22 protein-coding genes and 1 other annotated feature are annotated in these 23,422 nt (G+C 46.4%); of the genes, 20 read left to right on the top strand and 2 right to left on the bottom strand.

The window, feature by feature from the left end:
- The first annotated feature begins 6 nt into the window (after positions 1 to 6).
- From EJE48_RS07140 to EJE48_RS12670, 17 genes are all read left to right on the top strand, one after another.
- Positions 7 to 1,272 carry a 2-hydroxyacyl-CoA dehydratase subunit D gene (locus EJE48_RS07140; protein WP_016408309.1) on the top strand — a complete coding sequence of 422 codons (1,266 nt, stop codon included), beginning with the start codon at positions 7 to 9 and terminating at the stop codon, positions 1,270 to 1,272.
- A 20-nt stretch (positions 1,273 to 1,292) separates the two neighbouring features.
- Positions 1,293 to 2,423 (top strand): 2-hydroxyacyl-CoA dehydratase subunit D, encoded by a 1,131-nt coding sequence (locus EJE48_RS07135; protein ID WP_118579613.1) that lies wholly within the window; start codon positions 1,293 to 1,295, stop codon positions 2,421 to 2,423.
- Positions 2,424 to 2,541: 118 nt separating this feature from the next.
- Entirely contained in the window at positions 2,542 to 4,125 is a 1,584-nt protein-coding gene (locus EJE48_RS07130) for an acyl CoA:acetate/3-ketoacid CoA transferase (RefSeq protein WP_016408311.1), read from the top strand.
- Between the two features lie 162 nt (positions 4,126 to 4,287).
- Positions 4,288 to 4,758, top strand: a complete 471-nt coding sequence (locus EJE48_RS07125) for a DUF402 domain-containing protein (protein WP_118579610.1) — start codon at positions 4,288 to 4,290, stop codon at positions 4,756 to 4,758.
- Between the two features lie 2 nt (positions 4,759 to 4,760).
- Positions 4,761 to 5,435 carry a JAB domain-containing protein gene (locus EJE48_RS07120; protein ID WP_243107985.1) on the top strand — a complete coding sequence of 225 codons (675 nt, stop codon included), beginning with the start codon at positions 4,761 to 4,763 and terminating at the stop codon, positions 5,433 to 5,435.
- Positions 5,436 to 5,468: 33 nt separating this feature from the next.
- Entirely contained in the window at positions 5,469 to 5,690 is a 222-nt protein-coding gene (locus EJE48_RS07115) for a PspC domain-containing protein (protein ID WP_016408314.1), read from the top strand.
- Between the two features lie 23 nt (positions 5,691 to 5,713).
- Positions 5,714 to 6,715, top strand: coding sequence for a tryptophan--tRNA ligase (gene trpS / locus EJE48_RS07110; protein WP_124984444.1), 1,002 nt, complete (start codon positions 5,714 to 5,716; stop codon positions 6,713 to 6,715).
- 201 nt (positions 6,716 to 6,916) lie between these two features.
- Positions 6,917 to 8,509, top strand: a complete 1,593-nt coding sequence (locus tag EJE48_RS07105; RefSeq protein ID WP_124984443.1) for a WG repeat-containing protein — start codon at positions 6,917 to 6,919, stop codon at positions 8,507 to 8,509.
- Positions 8,510 to 9,032: 523 nt separating this feature from the next.
- Entirely contained in the window at positions 9,033 to 10,535 is a 1,503-nt protein-coding gene (locus EJE48_RS07100; protein WP_243107982.1) for a DUF1538 domain-containing protein, read from the top strand.
- 14 nt (positions 10,536 to 10,549) lie between these two features.
- Complete coding sequence (locus EJE48_RS07095) at positions 10,550 to 11,233, top strand: hypothetical protein (protein ID WP_016408318.1); 684 nt, start codon at positions 10,550 to 10,552, stop codon at positions 11,231 to 11,233.
- 131 nt (positions 11,234 to 11,364) lie between these two features.
- A complete protein-coding gene (locus EJE48_RS07090) occupies positions 11,365 to 12,276 on the top strand; it encodes a magnesium transporter CorA family protein (RefSeq protein WP_160117331.1) in 912 nt (303 codons plus the stop codon).
- Positions 12,277 to 12,375: 99 nt separating this feature from the next.
- Positions 12,376 to 12,581: a binding site (T-box leader), on the top strand.
- 83 nt (positions 12,582 to 12,664) lie between these two features.
- Positions 12,665 to 14,572, top strand: coding sequence for a threonine--tRNA ligase (thrS, locus tag EJE48_RS07085; protein WP_016408320.1), 1,908 nt, complete (start codon positions 12,665 to 12,667; stop codon positions 14,570 to 14,572).
- A 297-nt stretch (positions 14,573 to 14,869) separates the two neighbouring features.
- The gene (gene infC, locus EJE48_RS07080; protein WP_118579598.1) at positions 14,870 to 15,364 is read left to right on the top strand and encodes a translation initiation factor IF-3; all 495 of its coding nucleotides are present in this window, start codon (positions 14,870 to 14,872) and stop codon (positions 15,362 to 15,364) included.
- Positions 15,365 to 15,416: 52 nt separating this feature from the next.
- Positions 15,417 to 15,617, top strand: coding sequence for a 50S ribosomal protein L35 (gene rpmI, locus EJE48_RS07075; RefSeq protein ID WP_016408322.1), 201 nt, complete (start codon positions 15,417 to 15,419; stop codon positions 15,615 to 15,617).
- Positions 15,618 to 15,673: 56 nt separating this feature from the next.
- A complete protein-coding gene (gene rplT / locus EJE48_RS07070) occupies positions 15,674 to 16,027 on the top strand; it encodes a 50S ribosomal protein L20 (RefSeq protein ID WP_016408323.1) in 354 nt (117 codons plus the stop codon).
- Positions 16,028 to 16,109: 82 nt separating this feature from the next.
- Positions 16,110 to 17,021 carry an AEC family transporter gene (locus EJE48_RS07065; protein WP_118579595.1) on the top strand — a complete coding sequence of 304 codons (912 nt, stop codon included), beginning with the start codon at positions 16,110 to 16,112 and terminating at the stop codon, positions 17,019 to 17,021.
- A 153-nt stretch (positions 17,022 to 17,174) separates the two neighbouring features.
- Positions 17,175 to 17,303 (top strand): hypothetical protein, encoded by a 129-nt coding sequence (locus EJE48_RS12670; protein WP_016408325.1) that lies wholly within the window; start codon positions 17,175 to 17,177, stop codon positions 17,301 to 17,303.
- Positions 17,304 to 17,349: 46 nt separating this feature from the next.
- Here the strand turns inward: EJE48_RS12670 and EJE48_RS07060 are convergent, their stop codons facing one another.
- Positions 17,350 to 18,255 carry a LysR family transcriptional regulator gene (locus tag EJE48_RS07060; RefSeq protein ID WP_118579592.1) on the bottom strand — a complete coding sequence of 302 codons (906 nt, stop codon included), beginning with the start codon at positions 18,253 to 18,255 and terminating at the stop codon, positions 17,350 to 17,352.
- A 138-nt stretch (positions 18,256 to 18,393) separates the two neighbouring features.
- Between EJE48_RS07060 and EJE48_RS07055 the strand changes: the two genes are divergently transcribed.
- The 3 genes from EJE48_RS07055 to EJE48_RS07045 all read left to right on the top strand — a co-directional run bounded on the left by EJE48_RS07055 (position 18,394) and on the right by EJE48_RS07045 (position 21,754).
- Positions 18,394 to 18,951 (top strand): helix-turn-helix domain-containing protein, encoded by a 558-nt coding sequence (locus tag EJE48_RS07055; protein ID WP_016408327.1) that lies wholly within the window; start codon positions 18,394 to 18,396, stop codon positions 18,949 to 18,951.
- A 222-nt stretch (positions 18,952 to 19,173) separates the two neighbouring features.
- Entirely contained in the window at positions 19,174 to 20,274 is a 1,101-nt protein-coding gene (locus EJE48_RS07050; protein WP_118579586.1) for a YkvI family membrane protein, read from the top strand.
- Positions 20,275 to 20,407: 133 nt separating this feature from the next.
- Positions 20,408 to 21,754, top strand: coding sequence for an aminotransferase class III-fold pyridoxal phosphate-dependent enzyme (locus tag EJE48_RS07045; protein ID WP_016408329.1), 1,347 nt, complete (start codon positions 20,408 to 20,410; stop codon positions 21,752 to 21,754).
- 88 nt (positions 21,755 to 21,842) lie between these two features.
- Here EJE48_RS07045 and EJE48_RS07040 read toward each other — a convergent pair whose 3' ends face one another.
- Positions 21,843 to 23,270 (bottom strand): alanine/glycine:cation symporter family protein, encoded by a 1,428-nt coding sequence (locus tag EJE48_RS07040; RefSeq protein ID WP_118579583.1) that lies wholly within the window; start codon positions 23,268 to 23,270, stop codon positions 21,843 to 21,845.
- Positions 23,271 to 23,422 lie beyond the last annotated feature (152 nt).

The raw sequence follows: 23,422 nt of genomic DNA, 5'->3' as shown, positions 1-23,422 counted from the left end.
ATTAGAATGAGTTTAACACAAGGCATGACAGCAAAGAAATTGTTAGGCTACTATCAGAACAAAGCTGACCAGGACGCAAGAGAAGCTAAAGCAAGAGGCGACCTTGTTTGTTGGTCCGCATCCGTAGCTCCTTCCGAATTCTGCGTAACAATGGGTATCGCTATGATTTACCCCGAAACACACGCAGCAGGTATCGGCGCAAGAAAAGGTGCTATCGATATGCTGGACGTTGCAGCAAGAAAAGGCTACAACATCGACTGCTGTTCTTATGGTAGAGTAAACATGGGTTACATGGAATGTCTGAAAGAAACAGCTATCACAGGTAAGAAACCCGATGTACTGGTTAACTCTCCTGCAGCTGATGTTCCTCTGCCCGATCTGGTAATCACATGTAACAACATTTGTAATACACTGCTGAAATGGTATGAAAACCTGGCTGTAGAGCTGGATATTCCTTGCATCGTTATCGATGTACCTTTCAACCACACAATGCCTATTCCTGAATATGCAAAAGCATATATTGCAGACCAGTTCAGAAACGCTATTTCTCAGCTGGAAGTAATCTGCGGCAGACCTTTTGACTGGAAGAAATTCAAAGAAGTAAAAGACCAGACACAGCGTTCCGTATACCACTGGAACAGAATCGCTGACATGGCTCAGTACAAACCTTCTCCTCTGAATGGTTTCGACCTGTTCAACTACATGGCACTGATCGTAGCTTGCCGTTCTCTGGACTATGCTGAAATCACATTCAAGGCATTTGCAGATGAACTGGAAAAGAACCTGAAGGCTGGCGTTTATGCGTTCAAGGGCGCAGAAAAAACACGTTTCCAGTGGGAAGGTATCGCAGTATGGCCTCACCTGGGTCACACATTCAAGACAATGAAGAACCTGGGCTCCATCATGACAGGTACAGCTTACCCCGCACTGTGGGATCTGCACTATGATGCAAACGACGAATCTCTGCACTCCATGGCAGAAGCTTACACAAGAATCTACATCAACACATGCCTGTCCAACAAGGTTGAAGTTCTGTTGAACATCATGGAAAAAGGCAAAATCGACGGTACAATCTACCATCTGAACAGATCTTGTAAGCTGATGAGCTTCCTGAACGTTGAAACAGCTGAAATCATCAAAGAAGCAAACGGCAAACCTTACGTTTCCTTCGACGGCGACCAGACAGACCCTAACGTATACTCCGAAGCACAGTATGAAACACGTGTACAGGCTCTGGTTGAAATGATGGAAGCTAACCTGGCAGAAGCGTAAAATAGGAGGAGGAGAAAACGATGAGTAAAGTAGAAGCTATCTTATCCCAACTGAAAGAAGTTGCAGCTAATCCCAAAAAAGCAATGGATGATTATAAAGCTGAAACAGGTAAAGGCGCTGTAGGTATTATGCCTATCTACGCTCCCGAAGAAATGGTACACGCAACAGGTTACCTGCCTATGGGTATCTGGGGCGCACAGGGCAAACAGATTTCCAAAGCACGTACATATCTGCCCGCATTCGCTTGTTCCATCATGCAGCAGATCATGGAACTGCAGTGCGAAGGCGCTTACGATGATCTGGCAGCAGTTCTGTTCTCTGTACCTTGTGATACACTGAAATGCCTGTCCCAGAAATGGAAAGGCGCTAACGCTGACAAGGTAATCGTATTCACACACCCTCAGAACAGAGGTCTGGAAGCAGCTAATCAGTTCCTGGTAACAGAATATGAACTGGTTAAAAAACAGCTGGAAGCTTACCTGGGCGTTAAGATCACAAACGCAGCTCTGGAAAACTCCATTGCTATCTACAACGAAAACAGAGCAGTTATGCGTGAATTCGTTAAAGTAGCAGCTGACTACCCTCAGGTTATCAGCGCTGTTGACCGTCATGCTGTATTCAAAGCAAGACAGTTCATGCTGAAAGAAAAACACACAGCTCTGGTAAAAGAACTGATCGAAGAAATCAAAGCTATGCCTGTACAGCCTTGGGATGGTAAGAAGGTTGTTGTTACAGGTATCCTGCTGGAGCCCAACCAGGTTCTGGAAATCTTCGACGAATTCAAGCTGGCTATCGTTGATGACGATCTGGCTCAGGAATCCAGACAGATTCGTGTTGACGTTCTGGACGGCGAAGAAGGCCCTCTGTACAGAATGGCAAAGGCATGGCAGCAGATGTATGGTTGCTCCGTTGCAACAGATACAAAGAAAGGCCGTGGCAAGATGCTGATGAACAAGGTTGCTGCTACAGGCGCAGACGCAGTTATCATTGCTATGATGAAATTCTGTGACCCCGAAGAATGGGATTACCCTGTAATGTACAGAGAATTCGAAGAAAAAGGTATCAAGAACCTGATGTTTGAAGTAGATCAGGAACTGACATCCTTCGAACAGGTTAAGACAAGACTGCAGTCCTTCGTAGAAATGCTGTAATTTTCCTACCGCATTTGCTTTGATGGAAATGTAAATAAACAGGGGTAGGTGACTACCCCTGTTCTTGTTCATGTAATATTTTAAGAATTACAAATTTTTTAATAGGAGGTCTAACAGAATGGCTAGACAGGTAAAAGTTATTACTGCTGCTGAAGCTGCTGCATTGATTAAAAACGGCGATACCGTTACAACAAGTGGTTTCGTAGCATCCGCTATCCCCGAAGCTCTGGACAGAGCTGTAGAAGAAAGATTCCTGGCAACAGGCGAACCCAGAGATATTACTTATGTTTACTGCGGTTCTCAGGGTAACAAAGACGGTCGTGGTGCAGAACACTTTGCACACGAAGGTCTGCTGAAAAGATATATTGCAGGTCACTGGGCAACAGTACCCGCTCTGCAGAAAATGGCTCTGGAAAATAAGATGGAAGCTTACAACGTATCTCAGGGTGCTCTTTGCCACCTGTTCAGAGATATCGCTGCACATAGACCCGGCTGCTTCACAAAGGTAGGTCTGGGTACATTTATCGACCCCAGAAACGGCGGCGGTAAAGTAAACGATGTAACCAAGGAAGACATCATCGAGCTGGTTAACATCAAGGGTCAGGACTATCTGTTCTACCCCGCATTCCCCATCAACGTTGCTCTGATCAGAGGTACATACGCTGATGAATCCGGTAACATCTCCTTTGAAAAGGAAGTTTCTCCTCTGGAAGGCACATCCGTATGCCAGGCTGTTAAAAACAGCGGCGGTATCGTTGTAGTTCAGGTAGAAAAACTGGTTAAAGCAGGCACACTGGATCCTCGTCTGGTTAAGGTTCCCGGCATCTATGTTGACTATGTAGTAGTTGCTGACCCTAAGGATCACCAGCAGACACTGGATTGTGATTACGATCCCGCTCTGTCCGGCGAAATGAGAAACCCCGACGTTGCTCCCGAACCCCTGCCTCTGAGCGCAAAGAAGATCATCGGTCGTCGTGGCGCTGTAGAACTGGAAAAAGACGTTGCAGTTAACCTGGGCGTAGGTGCTCCTGAATATGTTGCATCTGTAGCGAACGAAGAAGGTATCGGCGACTTCATGACTCTGACAGTAGAAGGCGGCGCTGTTGGTGGTGTACCCGCAGGCGGCATCAGATTCGGTTCTGCTTACAACGCAGACGCACTGCTGGATCAGGGCTATCAGTTCGACTTCTATGATGGCGGCGGTCTGGATCTGTGCTATCTGGGTCTGGCTGAATGTGACCCTCACGGCTCCATCAACGTTTCCAGATTTGGCCCCAGAATTGCCGGCTGTGGTGGTTTCATCAACATTACACAGTGCACACCTAAGGTATTCTTCTGCGGTACATTTACAGCAGGCGGTCTGAAGGTTAAGGTTGAAGACGGCAAGGTTGTTATCGCACAGGAAGGTAAGAACAAGAAGTTCGTTAAATCTGTAGAACAGGTTACATTCAACGGCGATATCGCAAACAAGAATGGTCAGCACGTAATGTACATCACAGAAAGATGTGTATTCGTTCTGAAGGAAGATGGTCTGCACCTGACAGAAATCGCACCCGGTATCGATCTGCAGACTCAGATTCTGGATCAGATGGAATTTGAACCTATCATCGACAGAAACGCTGACGGCAGCATCACTCTGATGGATGCAAAACTGTTTGCAGACGGTCTGATGGGTCTGAAGGAAATGAAGGAAGGCAAATAATTTAATTATTGGACAACTTCGTTTTGATTCATAAAAATTCGGCTCCTACCTGAAAAGGTAGGAGTCTTTTTTATATTGTTTTCCGGTTGTAATTTCCTGCATAATTCTTTATAATAAGAAGCAGTAATCATTGGTTTGGGAAGGCAGGAAAAGGGTGAAGGTATGCCGAAGCTTTATAGAAAAAGATTTATACCCGATGAAATCGTGGAGTTGAAGGATGACCGCATTGTGTATCATGAGGGAAATATTATGATTACCGAATGGGATGTGCTGCATCCGAAGGCAAAATTCAGCCATGGCATTTCCTGCTATTACATGGATAAGGGTTGGAAAATTAGTAAATTCTTAAACAAAAAGAAAGAACTTGTTTATTATTATTGTGATATTATAGAAACAGCATACTTGAAGGCTGAAAATGCGTATATTTTTACAGACCTGCTGGCGGATGTGATTATTCATCCAGACGGTGCGGTTGAGGTGGTTGATTTGGGTGAGCTTTCTGATGCGCTGGAGGACGGCAGCATTACCGAGAGAGAAATCAAGCTGGCATTGCGAAATCTGGACTCCCTTCTGCAAGTGATTTATAGCGGCGGTCTGCCGGAAATGATTCACTTTATGGAGGAGAAGGTGTGAAGATGGAAAATATACACGGCGGGCACAGGGATCGGATGCGTTCCCGCTATTTGCAGGAAGGTCCGGATGGCTTTGCCGACCATGAGCTTCTGGAAATGCTCCTATATGGCTGTATTCCCAGAGGGGACACAAACCCCGTTGCACATCTGCTGCTAAAGGAATTCGGCTCCCTTTCCAATTTGCTGGAAAGCGATGCGCATGAAATTGCAAAGACAGAGGGCGTTGGGCTGAAAAGTGCGGTTTTTCTGACACAGCTGCATGAGGTGATTCGCAGATATGAAAGGGAAAAGCTTGGCAGCAAGCCGGAGTTGACCTCGATTACACGCTGCGTGGAGTATTGCAGACAGCTGCTCAGCCATTACAGCACAGAGAGATTTTACATAATCTGCACGGACAGCCGCAGAAGGGTGATTCATGTGGCAAAGCTGGCGGAGGGCACGGTTGGCAGTGTATTTGTTTCCAATCGGCAGGCGGTAGAGGTTGCGCTGCGGTATAAAAGTGCAGGCGTGATTTTCTGTCATAACCATCCCGGCGGCAGGGTGACACCATCCAATGCAGACCTGACACTGACTGTTTCACTTAAAAAAATACTGGATTCTCTGGGTGTTAGGGTGCTTGACCATATCATCATAGGGGAAAACGGAACCCATTTCAGTTTTTTGCGAATGGGCTGTTGAAAAATGAAGAAGATGATGAGGAGGAATTTTAATATGACGAAAAGATTATATCGTTCCAAAACAGATAAAAAAATTTCAGGCGTATGCGGCGGCATGGCAGACTATTTTGCGATTGATCCCGTTATTGTGCGTCTGCTTTGGGTACTGGGGACATTGATGAGCCTGTTCCTTGGCGTGGCGGCTTATATTGCCTGCGCATTTATCATTCCCGAAGAGCCGGACACCATTGATGCCGATTTTGAAGAAAAGAAATAAAACGAAGCAAGGAGTGTTAGAAAATGGAACAGAAAAAACGTATTTTCAGCGGTATGCAGCCCTCCGGTGTGATTACACTGGGCAACTATCTGGGGGCACTGAAAAACTGGACAAAGCTGCAGGATGAATATGACTGCTTATACTGCATCGTGGATATGCACGCAATTACGGTGCGTCAGGACCCTGTGAAGCTGCGCAAGCAGGCAAAAGATTTGCTGGTGCAGTATCTGGCGGTTGGCTTAGACCCTGAAAAGAATATCATTTATTATCAGTCTCATGTGCCACAGCATGCAGAGCTGGCTTGGATTCTGAACTGCTACACCTATATGGGTGAGCTGAACAGAATGACGCAGTTTAAGGATAAATGCGCAAAGCATGCGGACAACATCAACGCAGGTCTGTTTACCTATCCCTCTTTGATGGCGGCGGATATTCTGCTGTATCAGACGGATCTGGTTCCTGTTGGGGAAGACCAGAGACAGCATCTGGAGCTGACGAGAGATATCGCGCAGCGGTTCAATGGCATATACGGGGATGTATTCAAGGTGCCGGATGCGTATATCGGCAAGGTTGGCGCGCGTGTGATGGCATTGCAGGAGCCTACTAAAAAAATGTCCAAATCTGACGAAAATCAGAACAATATCATCACCTTGATGGATGACCCCAAGGTGATTATGAATAAGATGAAACGTGCGATGACGGATTCTGATACAGAGGTACGCTTTGCGGAAGAAAAGCCCGGCATTTCCAACCTGCTGAGCATTTACTGTGCGGTGACAGGCAAAACGATTGCCGAGGCGGAAAAGGAGTTTGCGGGTGCGGGCTATGGTACGTTTAAAACGGCGGTCGGTGAGGCGGTTGTTGCAGAGCTGGAGCCTGTGCAGAAGCGCGTGAAGGAGCTGGAGGCAAACAAGGATTATCTGGATGCGATTATTAAGAGCGGCGCGGAAAAGGCAAGCCGTCTGGCGGACAGAACACTGACGAAGGTGCAGAAAAAGGTTGGCTTTCCTCCCAGAATCAGATAAGATTTGAAAATAGGCACTATCCGAGAAAAATTCGGGTAGTGCTTTTTTGTGTTATAGGATGCTTGTATGTTACAGGATGCTAACAACTTTCTTACGGCTTTCTTAAGAATGGCGTGCTGTGGTTGAAGGAAGAATGTCTTTCTGCTATGATAAAAGCAGAAACTTGTCATACAAATTAAAGGCAAAAGGGAGGCGTTCCGAATGAAGAAAAAAGTATGTCTGGCGATGAGTCTGCTGATGCTGGCAGGGACGGTGCCTGCGCAGGCGGAAACGATTGGAGAGGCGGAGCAGATTACATTTACCGCGAAGGTTGGCACAAAGGAGCTTTATCGAAACCGGAGCAGGATTCCGCTGGATGCGGCAATTTATATCAAGGATGGCTATGCGATGCTGCCGCTGCGTGCCTTTCTGACCTCGATTGACAACGGTACGATGCACTGGGAAAAGGAAACGAAGCTGGCATGGATGATGCTGCGCGGGAATACGGTTGCCTGCGACATCGAGAAGAACAGCATTACGGTGAACGGAGAGCCGATCGAAGTAAGCGGAAGGATGGACATTCGGGACGGGCGGATTTTTGTGCCACTGCGGAACTGGAAAAATATTCTGAATGGCTGCGGCTATACGGTGGCAGATACGGATATCATCTGGGACGCGGAGGAGAAAACGGCAACGGTGCAGCTTCTGGATGACAGCAAGGTGATTGAGATTCCTGCGGATGCGCCGAGAATGACGGGCGAGGGGAGAAAGGCGAGCTATACCATGCCTTTGAGCAGTGAATACGATGAAATTGAGAATATCGGGGATGGATATTTTATTGCAATGAAAGAAGAAAGAGGACGGATAAAATCCTATTACCTTCTGGACAGCAAGGGGGAACGGCTGTTATCCTATGAGAAGGACGGAATCGAGTATCTGGGCAATGCAGGAGAAGGCTATTTAAGGGTAGAATATGAAAACGGAGAGACTGCTCTGATTGACAGAAACGGAAAGGAGCAATTCAGAACTGCGGAATATTCGATTTATCAGGTTTCGGAAGGACATGTCAGGGTATCGAATCGGGATAAAATGGGCTTCCTGGATTTGCAGGGGAATGAAATCACACCGTTTCTTTATGACACGGTATGGATTTTCTCTGAAGGAATGGCTGAGGTGGCAATTTATGAGGAAACAGGAGGAAAGCCTGTGCCGCGGTATGGCTTTATTGACAGGGACGGAAACGAGGTTGTTTCTCCCAAATATATAGAGAGCAGAGATTTCCATGACGGCGTGGCGGCAGTGCAGACGGCGGATGGCTGGGGCTACATCGACAAGACGGGCAAGGAAATGCTTACGCCGCAGTACGCATGGGCAGGAGATTTTACGGACGGCAAAGCCTTTGTGACGGAGAAGAACGGGAAAACGTGGCTGATTGACAAGAGCGGCAAAAAGGTGCAGTTTATCACAGAGGGACTGCCTGTGATACAGGCATGGGAGAACAGTAGTGTGGTAATTCAGGTGCCACTTGCAGACTGGGGCTACGGGGACGATATGACCGGTTGCCCATATTATAACCAAAAGGGCGAGAAGCTGAACCTGACAGAGATTGCGCTGCTGGATGCGGTTGACGGCATTGCGGTGGCGTATGATTGGGTGACGCACAAGCGGTTTTATATTGACGAAAGCGGCAAGCAGTGCATTGCAGATACGTTTGACGGAGTGGACGCATTTCTGGACGGCTATGCAGTGGTTCGGAAGGCGATTACGGGGACAGACGGAAAGGAAGATGTGGAATTGGGGATTATAAAAAGATAAGTCGACACCCTAAGTCGAAAACAGGTTTTCGACTTGTTGAAACAGAGGAATAAACAGACGAGTTCCATCAGCTTAAAAGCCTTGAAACCTTGTCAGCACTTTGCTTCGCAAAGCCGCCTACGGCGGCGGGGTATATCTTCCCCGTGCATTACTGTTTTCCTCGTCGGAAGTGAATTCCGACTGCGGATTCCATTTGGGAAACTACTTACCGCCCAAGAAGGGGAGGCAGGCGAAGCCTGCTTTGCGTAGCAAAGTAATGAACAGTTTGTTTCCCAAGCCCTTCCGCTACCTCAAAAATTATTTTGTCTACAGTCTGAGCCTTTCTGCGGAAAGGCTTTTTTATATGAAATATGAACAAGGGATGAACAAAAGTGCAGTAACTGAATGTTTTATGTTAAGAAGTCTTAACACGGATTGACACGGAAAAGTCCGAGATGATAAAATTGAAAGTAATACACTAGGAAAATCAGGTATTTCCTGAAAGACGCGGAAAGGAGGAATTTTTCTGTTAGAAAATATTCGTTTGAAAGAAAAAATTATGGAGTCGCTGGCTTCCGTACTGCCATTAACGGCAATTGTTTTTATTCTGAGCATTACGCTTTTGCCGTTATCCTCAGGGGCATTGGTGCTGTTTTTATTCGGAGCGGTGATGCTGATTATCGGCATGGGCTTTTTTACGATGGGGGCGGATATGTCCATGATGCCGATGGGCGAGGGCATTGGTATGGAGATGAGCCGTACAAAAAATATAGGTGGCCCATTATTGGTTTGTTTGATTCTGGGGATGCTGATTACGATTGCAGAACCGGATTTGCAGGTTCTGGCGGAGCAGGTGCCTGCGATTCCGAATAAAATTCTGATTCTCTCTGTTGCGGCAGGGGTTGGGCTATTCCTGATGATCGCGCAGATTCGTATCTTTTTTCATATTCCTCTGGCGAAGATGCTTTGGGTATTTTATCCTTTGGTATTTCTTCTGGCATTTCTGGCACCGGATTCCTTTATTCCCGTTTCCTTTGATAGCGGCGGCGTGACAACGGGGCCTGTGACGGTACCGTTTATTATGGCACTGGGGATTGGTCTGGCAACACTGCGAAGCGACAAAAAATCGAGAGAGGACAGCTTTGGTCTGATTTCGCTCTGTTCCATCGGCCCGATTCTGGCGGTGCTGCTGTTGGGGATTTTTTATGAACCTGATCAGGCGTTATACAGCCCGACAGAGGTGCCTGCGGTGGAAACAACGAGGGATGTGGCGCTGCTGTTTACGCATGCGATTCCCGAATATTTCAAGGAGGTTGCAGTGGCACTGATTCCCATTGCGGCAGCATTTGCGATGTTTCAGATACTGTTTCGGCGGTATAAAAGGCATCAGCTGATGCGTGTTGGCTTTGGGTTTTTGTTTACATATATCGGTCTGGCAATGTTTCTTTGCGGCGTAAATGTCGGCTTTATGCCGGTTGGGCAGATTATCGGCGCAGGGATTGCGGACTGTGGGTATGCGTGGCTGTTGATTCCCATTGGGATGGTGATTGGGTATTTCATTGTTGCGGCAGAGCCTGCGGTTCATGTGCTGACCAAGCAGGTAGAGGAAATTTCCAACGGCTTTGTGACGGCGAAAATGATGCAGACGGCACTTTCTGTCGGGGTATGTATTTCTGTCGGGATTGCGATGCTGCGGATTTTGACGGGGATTTCGGTTCTCTGGTTCTTAATTCCGGGGTATGTGTTCGCACTGGTGCTGACACGCTACGTTTCTCCGATTTTTACGGGGATTGCATACGACAGTGGTGGCGTTGCCTCCGGCCCGATGACGGCTACGTTTTTATTGCCCTTTGCAATGGGGGCGTGCGAGGCTCTGGGCGGCAATGTGATGACGGATGCGTTTGGCATTGTTGCGATGGTAGCCATGACACCACTGATTACGATTCAGATGATGGGCTTTATCACGCAGATGAAGGAGAAGGCAAAACGGCGGTATATCGAGGTGCAGATGCACCAGCTGGAGGACGACATTCTGTATTTTGACTGAAATGGGGTGGAAAAATGAAGGATTTGAAAATAGAGCCGATGAAGCTGATTGTTTCCATTGTGGAGCGTGGACAGGGCAGAAATATGATTGAATTATTCAACGGGCAAAGGCTGACACACCATTTGCAGTGCGCAGGAAAGGGAACAGCGACCTCTGAAATCAGAGATTTACTCGGCTTAGACGGCGTGGAAAAGGATGTTATATTTACAGTTGGCAGGGGAACGATGGTGAACCGCGTGATGCGAGACTTGAATAACGAGCTGCGCGGCGCGGCGCGTTCCCGTGGGATTGTATTTGATATGAAGCTGACGGCTATGGCGCATGTAACGGCGCTGGCAATACAGATGAATGTGCAGAACGAAGTGGGGAGGGTGGATACGATGACGGAGGAAGGCATGGAAAACAGCATGATTCTGGTGACGGTGAATCAGGGCTTTACGGAGGAAGTGATGGAAACTGCGAGAAAGGCAGGCGCGCGCGGCGGCACGATTATTCATGCACGCTGGGCAGGCAGTGAAAGCGTTGAGGAATTTTACGGAATTACGGTACAGCAGGAGAAGGAGGTTATCGCGATTGTTTCATCTGCTGCGAAGCGCAAGGACATCATGGAGGCAATCAACAGAAACCATGGCATGAAAACAGAGGCGCGCGGTACGGTCTGTTCGCTTGCGATTGAGGATATCGTGCGTCTGGGATAAGGGTCCGGCTAAAAAATTGACAAAAGGCGAAAAACGAATTATCATAAAAAAGACGGATGCAGGGTTTTCTGCATACAAAGAGGGATGCAGGGAAGGATGGAAACAGAGAAGGCAGAGGGGAGGTTAAGCAGATGTACTACAGCATCAAAAGCGGCGGATGGCAGAGGATTGCAGAGCCGACAGGGCAGGAGGAAGGTCTGCTTGGCATTTTCCCTTATGAAAAAATGCTTGCCTGTGGCAAAAAATGGGGGATTTCTGCGGAAATTCTGGAGGAGGCAAGACGGTTCAGCTATGCCAGATATGACTCCTTTGAGAATTTTGACTGCGTGAGCCTGGAAATGCTTGATTTTGAGAATATCCTGCTGAGCATCGGCAGTGTCATTCTGTATCTGGAAAAGGGGAAGGCCTTTTTCTTTACCTCTAAAATGGATATTGTGACGGCACTGCTGGAGGAATGTCTGGAGGGACTGGGCGAAAGGGTGACGCTGAACCGCGTGATTTATTCGTTTTTTGAATTACAGACGAAGAAGGATGATATTATTTTTGACAGCATTGAAAAAGAGATTATGGACTTGGAGCAGGCACTCATTGCAACGGAGAAGCGGGATTGTGTTTCGGAGATCATCAGCCTGCGCAAACGGCTGATGGTGCTGAAAAAATATTACGAGCAGTTTCTGAATGTACTGGATATTCTGGTGGAGAACGAGAACGGGATTTTTGACGGGAAAACCCTGCGCTCCTTTAAAATGCTTTACAGAAGAACGGAGCGGCGGTTTCAGAACGTACTGAACCTGCGGGAATATGTGACGCAGGTAAGAGAAAGCTATGAGGCGGAGGTTGACATCAGCCTGAACACAACAATGAAGATTTTTACGGTTGTGACAACGATTTTTTTGCCGCTGACGTTAATCGTAGGATGGTACGGGATGAATTTTGAAATGCCGGAATATGCGTGGCGATACGGATATTTTTTCGTATGCCTGCTTTCTGTTGCCTGCATTGCGGGCATTATCATCTTTTTCAAGCGCAAGAAATGGTTCTGATGTACACCGAAAACGGACATTTGTAAATAAATTTGCGAAAAACTGTTGACAGAATGATTCTGCATGCTATAATGATTCTTGTGGAAGACACAAGATATGGTAAATGCGTTGATGAGGACAGTAGTCCTTTCCGAATGCCACAGAGAGGGATGTATTTTGCTGGGAGCATCCTGCTTTGGAAAGAGAACGAAAACCACCTCTGAGCGGCTTTAATACAGCCCGGTGACTCCGTTATCGTCGGAAATGAGTGGTTTAATCAGAACAATTAGGGTGGAACCGCGGGAGTAGATGCTCTCGTCCCTTTTCGTAGAGGAAAGTGGATGATGGGCTTTTTCTTTTGCCCAAAATTCTCTTTCAAGGAAAAATGTTCTAAAAAGGAGAGATAGCAATGAAGATTACACTGAAAGACGGCGTAGTAAAAGAGTTTGACAATGCGGTTTCCGTTCTGGAGATTGCAAAATCCATCAGCGAGGGTCTGGCAAGAAATGCCTGCGCAGGTATCGTTGACGGCGAAGTAAAGGATTTACGTTTTGTTGTGGATAAGGATGCAGAGGTTTCTATTTGCACATTTGAGGATGAAGCAGGGAAAATGGCATTCCGCCACACAGCATCTCATATTCTGGCACAGGCAGTAAAGCGTCTGTATCCCGAAGCAAAGATTGCAATCGGCCCTGCCATTGCAGACGGCTTCTATTATGACTTCGACAGAGAAAAGGCCTTCACACAGGAAGAGCTGGAAGCACTGGAAGTTGAAATGAAGAAGATTGCGAAGGAAGATATTCCTATCGAAAGATTTGAGCTGCCCAGAGCAGAAGCAATCAAATATATGGAAGAAAGAGAAGAACCCTACAAGGTAGAGCTGATTCAGGATTTGCCTGAGGATGCAGTTATTTCCTTCTATAAACAGGGGGACTTCACAGACCTGTGCGCAGGCCCTCACCTGATGAGCACAAAGACAGTAAAGGCAATCAAGCTGACCTCTGTTGCAGGCGCTTACTGGAGAGGCTCCGAAAAGAACAAAATGCTTTCCAGAATTTACGGTACTGCTTACCCCAAGGCATCCGAACTGGACGCATATCTGACAATGATGGAGGAAGCAAAGAAGCGTGACCACAGAAAGCTGGGCAAGGAACTGAAGCTGTTTGCACTGTTGGATGAAGGCCCCGGCTTCCCCTTCTTCCTGCCTAAGGGCATGGTGCTGAAGAACACACTGCTGGATTACTGGAGAGAAATCCACAAAAAAGCAGGCTATGTGGAAATTTCCACACCCATCATTCTGAACAGAGAGCTTTGGTACAGATCCGGTCACTGGGAACACTACAAAGATAACATGTATACAACAGTCATCGACGGCGAGGATTATGCGGTAAAACCCATGAACTGCCCCGGCGGGATGCTGGTTTATAAGCAGGATATGCACTCCTACAGAGATTTGCCTATGCGTGTGGCTGAAATCGGTCTGGTACACAGACACGAAAAGAGCGGCGCACTGCATGGCTTGATGCGTGTTCGCTGCTTCAACCAGGATGACGCACATATCTTCATGACAGAAGAACAGATTAAGGATGAAATTTCCGGCGTAATCAGCCTGATTGACGGTGTATATAAGCTGTTCGGCTTTAAATATCACATTGAATTGTCCACAAGACCCGAAGACAGCATGGGCTCTGACGAGGCTTGGGAAATTGCAACAGCAGGTCTGCAGAACGCACTGGATGAAAACGGCATTGAATATACCATCAATGAAGGCGATGGTGCATTCTACGGCCCTAAGATTGACTTCCATCTGGAGGACTCCATCGGCAGAACATGGCAGTGCGGTACAATTCAGCTGGATATGCAGATGCCCGAACGCTTTGAGCTGGAATACACAGCAGCAGACGGCACAAAGAAACGCCCTGTTATGATTCACCGCGTATGCTTCGGCTCTATTGAGCGTTTCATCGGTATTCTGATTGAGCATTTCGCAGGTCAGTTCCCCGTATGGCTGTCTCCTGTTCAGGTTAAGGTGCTGCCGATTTCCGAAAAATTTGCAGACTACGCAAAGAGTGTAGAGGATGCACTGGATGCAGCAGGTATTCGTGTGGAAACAGACAACCGCGCAGAAAAGATTGGCTACAAAATCAGAGAGGCAAGAAACGAAAGAGTACCTTACATCATCGTTGTGGGGGAAAAGGATCAGGAAGCAAACATGGTTTCCCTGCGTTCCAGAAAGAACGGCGAGGAAGGTCAGGTTGCTCTGGCAGATTTCATTGCAAGAATCAAGGAAGAAATCGATACAAAGGTTCTGGATTGATTTTTATAAGAAAAGAAACAAGGGTGGGGAAAAATCCCCACCCTGTTTTTAAAAATCCCGTAAAATCGGCAAAAAATATTTGACAATAGGGGATATACATGATATACTGCTTTAGTAAAACAAAGAAGAAGTTCCGCTTCTCACCTTATGGCATGGGCAAATAGGGTTAATACAGTATCCAAACAGAGGGTTGCTCTGTTTTTCTGTGTGCGGCGGATTCTTCCGGCGCTTTTCTTTTTTGGAAAGGTCGCTTGTGGACACAGTTTATTTGGGAGGTGCTTGACAATTACTGAATTGATGATTAACGAACAAATTAGGGACAAGGAAATCAGACTGATTGACGAAAACGGCGAACAGCTTGGTATCGTTTCTTCCAGAGAAGCCCAGAAAATCGCTGACGAAAGAAAGCTCGATCTGGTAAAGATCGCACCAACAGCGAAACCCCCCGTATGCCGCATTATGGACTACGGTAAATACAAATTCGATCAGGCAAAGAAAGAAAAAGAAGCCAGAAAGAAGCAGAAAACTGTTGATGTAAAGGAACTGCGTTTGTCCCCCAGCATCGATACACATGATGTTCAGGTAAAAGTCAAAAAAGCAAACGAATTTTTGAAGGACGGCGACAAGGTGAAAATCAGCATCCGTTTCAGAGGACGTGAAATCGGTCATTCCAAGGTTGGCATGCAGATCATGGAGGATTTTGCAAAGGCAACAGAGGAATTCGGCACGGTGGATAAGCAGCCGAAGATGGAGGGCAAGAGCCTGGTTATGTTCCTTGCACCAAAGAACTGATCCGCAAAGGCGGAAGGAAACTATCACAAAACATTTTTAGGAGGAAAATACAATGCCTAAGTTGAAAACAAAAAAAGCTGCTGCTAAAAGATTCAAAATTACCGGCACAGGTAAGCTGAAAAGAAACAAATCCAACACACAGCACATTCTTGGTAAAAAGTCCAGAAAGAGAAAAAGAAATCTGAGACATGCTACAACCGTAGACAGAACAGTAGAAAACAAGGTTAAAAAGACACTGCTGCCTTACGCATAATCAAGCATTCTTGGGACAGTTATTTTTCGAGTATAATTTATTAGGAGGACTTTACAATGGCAAGAGTAAAAGGCGCGCTGAACGCTAGAAAAAAACATAAAAAAGTACTGAAGCTGGCTAGAGGCTACCGTGGTGCCAGATCCAAACAGTACAGAGTAGCAAAACAGTCTGTAATGAAGGCAATGGCATTTGCTTTCGCAGGCAGAAAACAGACAAAGAGAGAATACAGAAGCCTGTGGATCGTAAGAATCAACGCAGCTGCAAGAATGAACGAAATTTCCTACAGCAAGCTGATTCATGGTCTGAAGGTTGCCGGTGTAAACATCAACAGAAAGATGCTGGCAGAACTGGCTGTATCCGATCCCGCTGCATTCACAAAGCTGACAGAAACAGCAAAGGCAGCTCTGTAATCGAAAAACAGAATTTAAAAAAAGGCTTTCGTCTATGATAGATGGAAGCCCTTTTTTATACGCAGGAAATGGGAGGCGTTTTATGGATGAAATATTGATAAAGGCGGGCGGCTTTCTGTTTATGATTGCGCTGGGGTTTGTACTGAAGCGTATCGGGCTTTTTTCTCTGGATGACAGCGGCTTTTTAAGCAAGCTCGTGCTGAAGGTTACACTGCCGATGGCGATTATCAAGAACTTTCAAGGGCTGGAACTGAACAGAAGCTATCTGATGGCGATTGGCATTGGCTTTGCGGTGAACTTTATTGCGATTGCCGTTGTGATGCTGCTGACGCGGAAAAAATCCCCCGCCCATCGGGCGTTTTATATCATCAATACGGCAGGGTTTAATATCGGGCTTTGCACACTGCCCTATATGTCCAGCTTTTTTGCGGCGGATGCGGTGGCATTGGTCTGCATGTTTGATGTCGGCAACGCAATTATGTGCTTTGGGATTACCTTCTCGATTGCGATGGTGATTTCCAAGGGGAGCGTGAACGGCAAGGAGATTTTGCGGACGCTTTTTTCCTCTATGCCGTTTGTGACCTATTTGGTGATGATTTTGCTTTGTGCGGCGCAAATCCATCTGCCACAGCCCGTCTACACGGTTGCAGGGATGATTGGACAGGCAAACTCCTTTCTTGCAATGCTTTTAATCGGGATTTTGTTTGAGCCGAAAATTAACCGCAGTGAGAGGAAGGACATGGCAGGTGTTTTCCTGCTGCGTATGGCTTTGGGAATTACATTTTCCCTGTTGATTTATCATTTCCTGCCTGTGCCGCTGCGGTATCGGCAGGTGCTGGCGATTATTGTTTTTTCGCCCATTTTGAGTGTTGCGCCGATTTATACGGAACGCTGCGGCTATAATCGTTCGGTGGCGGCGGTTTTAAATTCGCTGATGCTGCCCTTTAGCATGGTTGTGATGACGATTCTGCTGATGCTTTTGAAGGTGTATTAAAAGGAATTTGTTTATCAGCTATACTGATTGTTGTTATGGGAACAATCAATTTTACAAATAAAGAAAGCTGTGCTATGATAAGATTATCAGAAAGAGATGGGTTCCGGAACCTCCGATTCAAAGAAAGATTGAAAACAAAGGGAGGCATCATCTATGAAAAAAGCAGAAAAACAGGAATATGTAAGAGAAGTTGTAGCAGTGGGCGTTTTTGTGGTTGCGCTGTGCGCAGTTTGTGCATTTATGAACGGAACAGGCTATGTGCCTTTCAGCGTTGTATGTTAAAGAAGGAAAATCCGGTCATTTGAGGATATCAGGTGACCGGATTTTTTTATGTCTCGGATTCTGCGGAAGGGGAGAAAAATTCCTCTGCGGTTTCCGTAAAATATTTCATGGCAGGGGTAACCCATTTCTGCCTGTGATAAAAAATAAGCAGATCCATTTTGATATCAAAGCCTGCTACGGTAAAGAGAGCGAGATTTTTTTCTTGCAGGATAGGCAGGGTTGCATATTTGGGCAGGAAGGAGATGCCCATCTTTTTTTGCAGGAAATGCAGAATGATGGCAAAGCTGGAAATCTCCTGCGTATGATGAAAGGATGCACCGTGCTGGATTGCCAGTTCATCGAAAATCTGACGATAGTTGTTGTTTTTCTCGGTCAGAAGGATGGTTTCTTCCGTCAGCCGCTCAGGTGGTACGTTTTTTTGATTCGCCAGAGGATGCTCCGCAGAGGCGATAAAAGGAACGGCAACCGGGCGAGAAAATACGGTTTTCAGGGTAGGGTGATAGGCGGGACGATCGGCAAGGAAAATGATATCGAGATTGCCCTTTTCCAGTTGGTCATATAATTCCAGCGTCACGCCGATGATAATATCCAGATGCACCTGCGGACATTTTTTCAAATATTCTTCCAGAAGCAGGGGCAGAAAGGAGCTGGCGATAGATTCAATCGTGCCGATGCGCAGGGTGCCTGTAGGGGTGGTATTTTCGGAAACGGTTTCGATTGCTTCCGCTTCCAGCTGTACCATATCATTCGCATAGGAAAGAAAGGCGCGCCCCTTTTCGGAAAGCAGCACACGCTTGCCGATGCGGTCGAACAGATTGACACCCAATTCCTGCTCCAGCTGTTGAATTTGCAGGGTGATGGTGGATTGTGCATAGCCCAGAACCTCCGCCGCCTTGGAAAAGTTTTCAAATTCCGCTACCTTGATAAATGATTTGATATTTCTCAGTTCCATTGTAATCTTCTCCTTTTTTCTATCTTACAAGGAAAACGGGAAAAAGACAAGGTCAGAATATTTTATAGGACAAAAGGTTTTCGTTGAAAGTTTATCGGCGTTTGTAGTATAATGGAAGGACAGAAAGGGGACAGGTACATGATTGGTGAAAAAATAAAATTTATCCGGACGGAAAAGGGGATTACCGGAAAAGAGCTGGCAGAAAAGGCAGAGGTGACACCGGGATATATCTCACAGATTGAGCGTAATCTGATTAGTCCGTCGCTTTCCGTACTGATGCGGATTGCAGAGGTGCTGGAAATCCCCTTGGTTTCTTTATTTACAGAGGAAGAGGAGGAGCAGGTGACTGTCATCCGGAAGGATAAGCGCACAAAAATACAATTTGCTGATATCAACATGGAGTATCAGTTTGCGACACCCTACAGCAGGAATAAGAATATCTGCACGCAGATGGAGATGATTTGTTTGCGCCTTGGCCCGAAAAGCTGGGGCAGTACGATTGTGCAATATCACGAAGAAGCGGGAGAATGTACCCTGGTGCTGAAGGGAACATTGGAATATCATATCGGGGATACCGTTTATACCCTGAATGAGGGAGACAGTATTTATGTGCCGCCAAAGACGTATCATCAGCTGTATAATCCTACGGATGAAGACGTAGAAGCGGTGGCAACAATTTCGCCCGCCTATTATTAAAAAAATAATTTTGAAGCAGGAGACACATTTCAAATGAGATGTGTCTTTTTTAGCATTTATAAAAATTTAATTATTCTAAATAAATTTAAGTAGTTCTTATTGACAATAAGCGTTAAACTATATATAATATAGCTAAATAATTTAATGAGGACGGATACAAAAGAAAAAAGGCAACAGAAAAGGCACAAGAACCCCCTGACAGAAAAGATAGGAGGAAGGTCTATGAGTATTTTAACATCGAAAAGGTTTCAAAAGTATTTTGTTCCCGGCATTGTATTTCAGTCTTGCGTAATTGCCGGCGGCTACGGAACAGGGCGTGAACTGGTAGAGTACTTTATGGGGTACGGCCCGAAGGGTGGCTTGCTCGGCATGTGTATCGTATCTCTGCTGGTGTGGTCCCTTATCTGTGCGATATCCTTCATGTTTGCACAAATTTTCAAAAAATATGATTATAAGAGCTTTATGAAGGAGTTGATGGGCCCCGGCTGGGTTGTTTTTGAAATTGCTTACATCTGCTTTATTGTTATTGTATTGGCGGTTGTATCTGCTTCAGCCGGTTCGATTCTGCATGAATTATTTGGGCTGAACAAATGGATCGGGATTATCGGGATGTCTGTAGCAGTATTTGCATTGGTTATGAATGGTTCTTCCTTGATTGAAAAGGTTTTATCCTTATGGTCCTTTGTATTATACGGTGTATACATTCTGTTCCTGATTCTGGTATTCGCAAATTTCAGCGGACAGATTGGTCACAATATTGCATCCGTTCCTGTCACGGGGAATTGGGCAATCGGTGGTTTCCAGTATTCCTTCTACAATCTTGCGATTATCATTGCGGTTTTGTATACCATTAAACATAGTGATACACCAAAGGATGCAGCGATTGCCGGTGTTCTTTCCGGCTTTATTGGTATTTTGCCCGGGATCATTCTCTTTATCGCAATGTGTGGATTCTATCCTACGATTATCGAGCAGGAGCTGCCGGTTGACTATATTCTGACACAGATGAATATGCCTTGGCTGCGTTATATTTTCCAGATTGTACTGTTTGGTACGCTGATTGAAACAGGCTCCGGTCTGATTTATTCCATCACTGACCGTATCGCGGAGGCGTTTAAAAACAAAGGGCAGGAGGTGCCGAAATGGTCCACACCTGTGGTAGCAGTTATTTTGCTGGTAGGCACAACAGCAATTTCTTCCTTTGGTCTGACGGGGCTGATTGCGAAGGGATACGGTACATTGGCTTGGGTAATGTTCATTGTATATGTAATTCCCATTCTGACATTGGGTATTTACAAAATTTCAAAAGCTAAAAAAAATTAACGTGAAATGCTGAAAAGCGGTTGACAAATTTTTTTGGAGTTATATAATTAGTTCATGTTGTTTCTGTAAAAAAACATGAACAAAAAACAAAAGAGAAAATTGGTGAATTGGCCTAAAGTAAGGAGTGGTATTTATGGCATTGAATACAGAGAAATGTAATGCGTGGGTGGAAAGAGATAAAAAGGTTTTTGCGCCTACCCAGCATTTGTCCTATTATCCTATGGTAATCAAAAAGGTTGACCAGGATGTTATTTACGATGAAGATGATAACCAGTATATCGATTTCCTTTCCAGTGCATCTTCCCTGAATCTGGGCAGCTGCAATCCCATCATTACGGCGGCGGTAAAGGAACAGCTGGACAATTATTCTCAATATACGATTGCTTATACCTACGGCAGAAAGAGCATTGAATATGCGGAACGGCTGACTTCTGTTTACCCCGGTGGTGTGCCTGCAAAAATCGTTTTCGGCAACTGCGGTTCCGATGCGAATGATGCGGCAGTGAAATTTGCAAGAGCTTACACCGGCAGAAGCAAGATTATCACATTTATCAACGCATATCATGGCAGCACATACGGTTCTATTTCCATGTCCATGGTAACAACGCGTATGCGTGCAAAGATGGGTCCTATGCTGCCTGATATTTACTGCTTCCCGTTTTATGATGTATCCTATGATGATGAAACCTGCGAGAAGGAATGTATCGCAGATATCGAAAGAGCATTTGCAACCTATCTGCCTGCGGAGGAGGTTGCGGCAGTCATCATTGAGCCTGTGCAGGGCGATGCAGGGCTGTTGGCAGGGCATCCTATCTTTATGAAAAAGCTGTATGACCTGTGCAAAAAGAACGGTATCCTGTTTATTTCCGAGGAGGTTCAGCAGGGCTTCTATCGTACCGGCAAATTCTTTGGCATTGAGCATTATGATATCATCCCCGACGGTATCATCATGGGCAAATCCATCGGTGCAGGCTTCCCTCTGGGCGGCTTTATGGCAAAAGCAGAAATCATGGATTGTCTGCCTGCGCCTGCACACCTGTTCACACTGGGCGGCAATGCGACTGCCTGTGCAGCCGGCGTAGCGGCATTTGATTATTTGCAGTCTGACGAATTTCAGAAAATTCTGGCAGATAATACAAAGCTGCTGGAGGAATGTGTTGCTGACCTGCGTGCGACATTCCCCGATGTTATCACGGGCAGAAGGGGCATTGATATGTCCTGCGCACTGGTTGTGACAAAGAAGGACGAAAACGGCAATGACGTACCCGATGGCGACGGGACATTCAAGATTCTGTACAGAGCGTATGAAAGAGGCTTGCTGATTATTTCTCTGTCCGAAAATATTCTGCGTGTACAGCCCCCTCTGAACATCAGACCCGAAAATCTGAAAAAGGGCTTTGCAATTCTGAAGGATTCCATTCGGGATTATGTAAATGGAGATATTCCCGATTCTGTAATGGAATTCCGTGCAGGCTGGTAATCTGAAATAAAATAAAATAAAAAATAAAGTCGAAAAAAGCATCCGTAAGAAGGAAATTCCTTCATTTCGGATGCTTCTTTTTTTGATATTATTCGGTTTCGATCCAGTAATCTGTGCCGCTTAGACCGATATCGGCGGCGTGGAACACGGGATTTTTGCCTTCGCTTTTCTGATTCCGATAATCCACCAGAGCCTTGCAGGCGGTTTTTCCCATGATGAGACAGGAGGGGACGTTAATCAGTGCCATGATGCCCATGAGAACATCGGCTAAGTCCCAAGCAAGCCCTGCGGAGAACTGCGCGCCCATGAAGATGATGACTGCTGCCAAGAGGCGATAAAACAGCATGAAGGGCTTATTTTTGGTTGCCTTGGGGTAAAGATAGCTGATATTCATTTCGGCATAGAAATAATTGCCGACCAGCGTGGTGAAGGCAAAAAGCGTGAGGGCAACGGTGATGAAAACGCTGCCGGCGGGGCCGAAATTTGCGACCAGAGAATCCTGAATATAGGCGGCATTCATGGTATTTCCTGCGGCATCCACATAGGCGGAGGCATCCAGATTCGTACAGAGAATCATGAAGGCGGTGGAGGAGCAGATGAGGATAGTGTCGATAAAGACGGAGAGCATCTGCACCAGACCCTGCTTGGCAGGGTGGGAAACATCGGCAGAAGCGGCGGCATTCGGGGCAGAGCCGATGCCGGCTTCATTGGAATACAGACCGCGCTTGATGCCGTTCATCATTGCCGCACCAAGAAGACCGCCGAAGACGGATTTCGCGCTGAAGGCTTCGCGGAAGATGCGGACAAAGACGAGGGGCAGAGTCTGAATATGCAGGAGCACGATAATGACTGCTGCAAGAATATAAATACCTGCCATGATGGGGACGAGCACCTCTGTTACCTGAGAGATGCGCTTGCCGCCGCCCAGAATGACGATGCCTGCCAGAACGGCAACGATGGCACCGATATAGAGGGACGACCGCTCGCCCGGTACATAGACCTTGATGAAATCGGTCATATTGAAGGAAGCAAGGGCATTAAAGCCGCCCATATAGGTGAGGATGAGGGCAACGGCAAAGGCACCGCCCAGAAGCGGAGAGCCAAGCCCCTGTTTGATATAATAGGCCGGGCCGCCATAGGAGCCATGCTCGCCCTTTTTCTTATAAATCTGTGCGAGGGTGGATTCGATAAAGGCGGAGGCACTGCCGATGATGGCGATGAGCCACATCCAGAACACGGCACCTGCGCCGCCTGCAATGATAGCACCCGTTACGCCGACCACGTTGCCGGTTCCGACACGGGAGGCGGTGGAGACCATAAGCGCTTGAAAAGAGGAAATGGATTCTCTGTCCTCCCTTTTTTCCGCGATGACGCGAATCGATTCTCCAAACAGGCGGAACTGGATAAAGCCTGTTTTTATGGTGAAATAAAGACCTGCTGCGATGAGCAGGGCAATCAAAATATAGCTATACAAAAAGCTGCTGATTAAGCTGATAATATTTGCAAATGCTTCCATAGAATACTCCTTTCAAAAAAATACTCCTACTATATTAAAGGAAAGAAGGCGTTTCGTCAAATAAGTATGAAAAAAAGAACAGAGCCGGAGAGGAGGTGGGGTTAATATCTCTGAAAGCGGGTGATTTTATTCATTTGCATACGAAATGTTTT

Origin of the sequence: Anaerotignum faecicola (genome assembly GCF_003865035.1) — a bacterium.
Classification (GTDB): domain Bacteria; phylum Bacillota; class Clostridia; order Lachnospirales; family Anaerotignaceae; genus Anaerotignum_A; species Anaerotignum_A faecicola.
This window is presented reverse-complemented; position numbering and strand designations above follow the sequence as displayed.